6 protein-coding genes are annotated in these 5,297 nt (G+C 70.2%); 4 read left to right on the top strand and 2 right to left on the bottom strand.

What is annotated here, in order from left to right; translation table 11 throughout:
• Positions 1-235: nitrilase-related carbon-nitrogen hydrolase (locus AIIKEEIJ_RS12220; RefSeq protein ID WP_338020940.1), on the top strand; the 235-nt coding region annotated here is incomplete at its 5' end.
• Positions 232-1,365, top strand: coding sequence for an MSMEG_0565 family glycosyltransferase (locus AIIKEEIJ_RS12215; protein ID WP_065923012.1), 1,134 nt, complete (start codon positions 232-234; stop codon positions 1,363-1,365). The genes AIIKEEIJ_RS12220 and AIIKEEIJ_RS12215, both read left to right, overlap by 4 nt.
• On the opposite strand, the gene AIIKEEIJ_RS12210 is transcribed toward AIIKEEIJ_RS12215, so the two are convergent.
• Together AIIKEEIJ_RS12210 and AIIKEEIJ_RS12205 are read right to left on the bottom strand one after the other, a co-directional pair.
• Entirely contained in the window at positions 1,344-2,051 is a 708-nt protein-coding gene (locus AIIKEEIJ_RS12210) for a response regulator (protein ID WP_029541286.1), read from the bottom strand. The genes AIIKEEIJ_RS12215 and AIIKEEIJ_RS12210 overlap by 22 nt on opposite strands.
• A 2-nt stretch (positions 2,052-2,053) precedes the next feature.
• Positions 2,054-3,679 carry an ATP-binding protein gene (locus tag AIIKEEIJ_RS12205; protein ID WP_161995747.1) on the bottom strand — a complete coding sequence of 542 codons (1,626 nt, stop codon included), beginning with the start codon at positions 3,677-3,679 and terminating at the stop codon, positions 2,054-2,056.
• A gap of 67 nt (positions 3,680-3,746) precedes the next feature.
• Between AIIKEEIJ_RS12205 and AIIKEEIJ_RS12200 the strand changes: the two genes are divergently transcribed.
• Positions 3,747-4,736 carry a Bug family tripartite tricarboxylate transporter substrate binding protein gene (locus tag AIIKEEIJ_RS12200; protein WP_006931886.1) on the top strand — a complete coding sequence of 330 codons (990 nt, stop codon included), beginning with the start codon at positions 3,747-3,749 and terminating at the stop codon, positions 4,734-4,736.
• Positions 4,733-5,257: a tripartite tricarboxylate transporter TctB family protein gene (locus AIIKEEIJ_RS12195; protein WP_161995746.1), complete on the top strand. Its 525-nt coding sequence runs from the start codon at positions 4,733-4,735 to the stop codon at positions 5,255-5,257. The genes AIIKEEIJ_RS12200 and AIIKEEIJ_RS12195 overlap by 4 nt, the downstream gene beginning before the upstream one ends.
• Positions 5,258-5,297 lie beyond the last annotated feature (40 nt).

The following is a 5,297-nucleotide window of genomic DNA, read 5'->3' as shown; positions in this document are numbered from 1 at the left end:
CGCCTCGTCCAATCAGACCGGGATGCAGGGCGGCATGCGCTTCCTCGGGCAGGCGAAGATCGTCGGCCCGGGTGGCGAGGTGCTCGCCCGCACGGGCACCAAGGGCGGGCTCGCCGTCGTCGACATCGACGTCGAGGTCGAGGTGGAACGGGCCCGCCGGGTGCTGCACCACCTGGCCGAGCGGCGCGTGGACACCTATCGGGGACTGCTCGACGAGAAGGGGGACATCGGGTGAGGATCGCTCTGCTCACGTACTCCACCAAGCCGCGCGGCGGTGTCGTCCACACCCTCAATCTTGCCGAGGCCCTGGCCCGGACGGGCCACGACGTCGCCGTGTGGACGCTCGGGCGCGGCGGCGACGACGGGTTCTTCCGCGCCGTCGACCCGGCCGTGCGGGTGCGCGTCGTCCCGTTCGCCGGGGTGGAGGGGGAGGGGGTCGGGGAGCGCATCATGCGTTCGATCGCCGCGCTCGGCGCGGCGTTCACCCCCGGCAGGTACGACGTGGTGCACGCGCAGGACTGCATCAGCGCCAACGCCGTCGGAAACCGGTGCATCCGCACGATCCACCACCTCGACCGGTTCACCACGCCGCAGCTCGCCGCCTGTCACGAACGGGCCGTCGCCGAACCGTATGCGCGGATCTGCGTCTCGCGTGCGGTCGCCGAGGAGGTCCGCGCGGGCTGGGGTTTCACGCCCACGGTCATCGCCAACGGCGTCGACGCGCACCGCTTCTCGCGCGCCGAGCACGACAGGGCGGCGCGGGCCCGGTGGCGGGCGCAGCTGGGGGAGTACGTGCTGGCCGTCGGTGGCATCGAGCCCCGCAAGGGCAGCATCGATCTGGTGGAGGCGTTCGCCCTGCTGCGCCGTGAGCGGCCCGGGATGCGGCTGGTGTTCGCCGGCGGCGAGACGTTGTTCGACTACCGGCCGTACCGAGCCGAATTCGACCGTCGCTGCACGGAACTGGACGTGGATCCGACGATCCTGGGGACGGTGGCCGAGGACGCGCTGCCGGCGTTGGTCGCGCAGGCGTCGGTGTTCGCGTTCCTGTCCACGAAGGAGGGCTTCGGGCTCGCCGCGATGGAGGCCCTGGCCGCCGGAGTGCCCGTGGTGGCGCGGGATCTGCCGGTGCTGCGCGAGGTGTTCGGCGACACCGTCCGGTTCGCGTCGACGCACCGGGGGATGGCCGGCGCCCTCACCGAGCCGCCCGACGCCGCGCGGACACACCGGGGGCGGGCGCTCGCCGCGGCCCACACCTGGGACGACGCGGCGGCCGCGCACCTCGCGTTCTACCGCTCCGTCGTGCACCTGCAACCCGCGGAACACTCACGGGATGCGGCCCGGGGTCAGTGCCCGGCGGGCCGGTAGCGGCGGACCGGCCGGCCGGTGCCGCCGTATTCGAGACGCAGTTCGAGCAGGCCTGCGTCCAGGTAGTGCTCGAGGTAGCGGCGCACGCTCACCCGCGACAACCCGGCCAGCTCCGCGCACTCGGTGGCGGACAGTTCGCCGCGGGCGCGGACCGTGTCGAGGATCAGCCGGCCGGTTTCGGCGCTCAGTCCCTTCGGCAGCCGTACGGGTTCGGCGGCCTTGCCGCCGGCACCGAACAGGGAGTCGATGAACGTCTGGTCGGCGCTCGTCTGGGTCGCGAGCTCGTGCGCTCGGCGCCGGAAGTGCTCGAGCTTCTCCCGGAGCTGCGCGTACTCGAACGGCTTGACCAGGTAGTCGGTCGCTCCGCCGTGCAGGGCGCGACCGACGGTATCGATCTCCCGGGCGGCGGTGATCATGATGACGGCGACGGCGTCGCCCTCGGCGCGCAGCCGCTGAAGGACGTCGAGTCCCGACATGTCGGGCAGGTAGACGTCGAGCAGGAGGAGGTCGGGTGCGGTGGTCCGCGCGGCGTCGAGCGCCTCCGCGCCGCTGTGTGCCACCGCAACCGTGGTGAATCCCTTTGTCCGGTCCACGAATCGACGGTGGATCTCCGCGACCATGAAGTCGTCGTCCACGACGACGACCTTGTGCGTCGCCGCCTCGTCCGATCCTGGACGGTCGTGCATGGTCAGCCATCCTTACTGCGCGGGATGTGGACGGTGAACAAGGCGCCGCCGGTGACCGGGGCATCGGAGACGGTAGCCGATCCGCCGTGCTGGGCGCTGACCAGTCGCACCAGCGCCAGTCCGACCCCGCGTCCCCCGGGCGTGTCGGGTTTGGACGTGACGCCCCGGGCGAAGATCTCCTCCCGCAGGGAATCGGGCACGCCGGGACCCGAATCGGCGACCTCGACCGTGATGCCGTCGGAGTCGGTGATGCGGACGGAGATCCGCGCGTCCCGCCCGCCCTGCGACACGTCGACGGCGTTGTCGACGAGATTGCCGAGGACGGTGATGACGTCGGTGGCGAGTTCGGGGTCGAGGGCCCGCAGGCGCGAATCGGGCTCGAGGACCAGGGTCACTCCGGTCTCCGCGGCGAGCGATGTCTTCGCGATGAGCAGGGCGGCCACGGCGGGGTCGGAAATACGCTGCGTCACAGCGTCACTGATTTCCGCTCGGCGCCTGGTGAGAGTTCCGACGAAGTCGGTGACGGCGTCGTAGTCGCCGAGTTGGGTGAGCCCCGAGATGGTGTGGAGCTGATTGGCGAATTCGTGGGTCTGGGCCCGGAGGGTGTCGGTGACACTCTTGTGCGACGACAGCTGGCTCTGCAGCGACGCCAGCTCGGTGCTGTCGCGCATCGTGGTGACGGTGCCGATCCGCTGTCCCCGGCTCGTCGCGGTCCGGCGACTGAGCGCCAGCACCCGGGACGCCGTCGACAGCACGATGTCGCCGCTGTCGTCCCCGCTGAGCAGGTACTGACGGACCGCGGGTTCGAGGTCGACGTCGTCGACGCGGCGGCCGACGGCGTCCGCGGTGAGGTCGAGCAGCTCCTGTGCGCTGTCGTTGAGAACGGTGATGACGCCCTCGGTGTTCACCGCCACCACGCCCTCGCGGATGTTGTGCAGCAGCGCCTCGCGGTGGTCGGCGAGGTTGGCGATCTCGGCGATCTCGAGCCCCCGGGTGTGGGTCTTGATCCGTCGCGACAACAGCCACGAGCCGAGGAGCCCGAGCCCGGCGCCGATGCCGAGATACAGCAGCAACCGGGCTCCGGCGCTGCTGAGGAGGTCCCACAGGGACGGGTAGTCGTCGCTCACCGCCACGATCGCGAGCACGGACCCGGCCGGCGACAGGATCGGGACGTGTCCCGCGATGGCCCGACGGCCGTCGACGACCACGTCACCGGACCAGGCCCGGCCGCTTGCCACGTCGCTGGCCCCGAGTTCCGCAGCCGCGCCGAGCCGGGTCGGGTCCGACGACACGAGGACCGTGCCGTCGGCGGTCACGATCTCGGCGAGCGTCGCCCCGGACAGGTTCACGGCGCGGTCCACTTCGGGCGCGAGAACCGTGCCGGCGGACGGTGCGGACAGCAGTTCCCGCACCACGGGCGTCGAGGCCACGTTCTCGGCGACCGCGATCATCCGCTGACCCTGCAGGTCGCGGAATCCGACGGTCGACTGGTGCACCGACACCGCGGCGACCGCCAGCAGCACCACCGCCACGACGGCGAGCTGAAGGAGCAGAACCTGCCCGGCGAGGCTGCGGATACGGAGGGGACGTGGTGACCACAATGAACTCAAGTTCCGTTTCGTACTCAAGAGTGACGTGACTCACTGACGGGTTCAGTATTGCCGAAGGTCACATTTTTCGGCGAAAGAAGGAACGATGTCCAGGACAGCCGGCGGAGGCCGCGTACGTGCGGTCCTACTGCTCGTGCTCGCGGGGATTCTCGTTGCCGGATGCGGCGTCACCCGCGGCGAGGACGAGGGTCTGCACCGGGTGCGGATGATGGTTCCCAACAGCCCCGGCGGAGGCTACGACCTCACCGCCCGGACGGCGGTGAAGATCATGGAGGACGACGGCATCACCGGCCGCGTGGAGGTCTTCAACGTCATCGGCGCAGGCGGAACGGTGGCGATGGCCCGGCTCATGAACGAGGCGGGCAACGACGACCTCATGATGATGATGGGCCTCGGGGTGGTCGGCGCCGGCTACACGAACGGCTCGACGGCCCGGGTGTCCGACGCTACGGCCCTGGCCAGGATGGTCGAGGAGCAGGAGGGCATTCTCGTCCCCGCGGACTCGCCGTTGCGCACCGTCGACGACTTCGTCGCCGCGTGGCGCGCCGACCCGTCGGCGATCACGATCGGCGGTGGATCGTCACCCGGAGGTCCCGACCACCTGTTCCCGATGGAGACGGCACGTGCGGTGGGAGTGGATCCGAAGGCAGTGAACTTCGTGTCCTACGACGGCGGCGGTGATCTGCTGACCGCGCTGCTCGGCGAGAAGATCACCGCGGGCACGTCGGGGCTCGGCGAGTACGTCGACCAGATCGAGGCGGGCCAGGTCCGGGTCCTCGCGGTGTCGGGCAACGAGCGCGTTCCCGGCATCGACGCACCGACGCTCCGTGAGGCGGGCATCGATCTGACCTTCACCAACTGGCGCGGAATCCTTGCGCCGCCCGGAATTTCGGACGAGGCCAAGGCGGCAATGGTGGAGGCGCTCGCGAAGTTGCACGACACCCCGGCATGGAAGGAGGCTCTGGTGAAGAACGGGTGGAGCGACGCGTTCGCGACCGGACCGGAGTTCGAGCGGTTCCTCGAAGAGCAGGACGAGCGGGTTTCGTCCACGCTGTCCGAGCTGGGGCTGGCATGAGTACGCGGGCAGCGGCCGATGCGACGCCGGCCCGCCGGATGAAGGATCCGGCCCAGTTCGTCGTCTTCGGTGTGCTCGTGGCGGTGGGAGTCTTCCTGATCGTCGACGCGCTCACTCTGACAGCGGGTTTCGTCAAGGTCGACCCGGTGGGGCCTCGGCTGTTCCCGATGGTCGTCGGCACCGGACTCGTCGTCTGCGCGGTGGCGCTCGCAGCGGCGATCCTGTGGGGATCGACCGGCGAGGAGGACGGCGGAGAGGACGTGGACCTGTCGTCGCCCGGGGACTGGCGCACGGTCGGGCTGCTGGTCGCGTTGTTCGTCGCGACGATCGCCCTCGTCGGCCCGCTGGGGTGGGCGATCACCGGAACCCTGTTGTTCGCCGGCGCCGCGACGGTCCTGGGAAACAGGCACTACGTGCGCAGTCTCGTGATCGGGGCGGTCCTCGGGTTCGGCAGCTTCTACGCATTCTACGTCGGGCTCGGAATACCGCTGCCCGCAGGCATTCTGGACGGAATTCTGTGACATGGACACATTGACCTGGCTGCTGCAGGGGTTCGAGCAG

Origin of the sequence: Rhodococcus sp. YH1 (assembly GCF_009939605.1) — a bacterium.
GTDB lineage: Bacteria > Actinomycetota > Actinomycetes > Mycobacteriales > Mycobacteriaceae > Rhodococcus > Rhodococcus aetherivorans.
The sequence above is the reverse complement of the archived record's forward strand: the minus strand, read 5'-3'. Positions and strand labels throughout refer to the sequence as shown.

What these genes read in the sequence shown, in the direction of transcription:
- AIIKEEIJ_RS12210 (WP_029541286.1), bottom strand. Translation starts at nt 2,051, where the DNA reads ATGCACGACCGTCCAGGATCGGACGAGGCGGCGACGCACAAGGTCGTC.
- AIIKEEIJ_RS12200 (WP_006931886.1), top strand. Translation starts at nt 3,747, where the DNA reads ATGTCCAGGACAGCCGGCGGAGGCCGCGTACGTGCGGTCCTACTGCTC.
- AIIKEEIJ_RS12195 (WP_161995746.1), top strand. Translation starts at nt 4,733, where the DNA reads ATGAGTACGCGGGCAGCGGCCGATGCGACGCCGGCCCGCCGGATGAAG.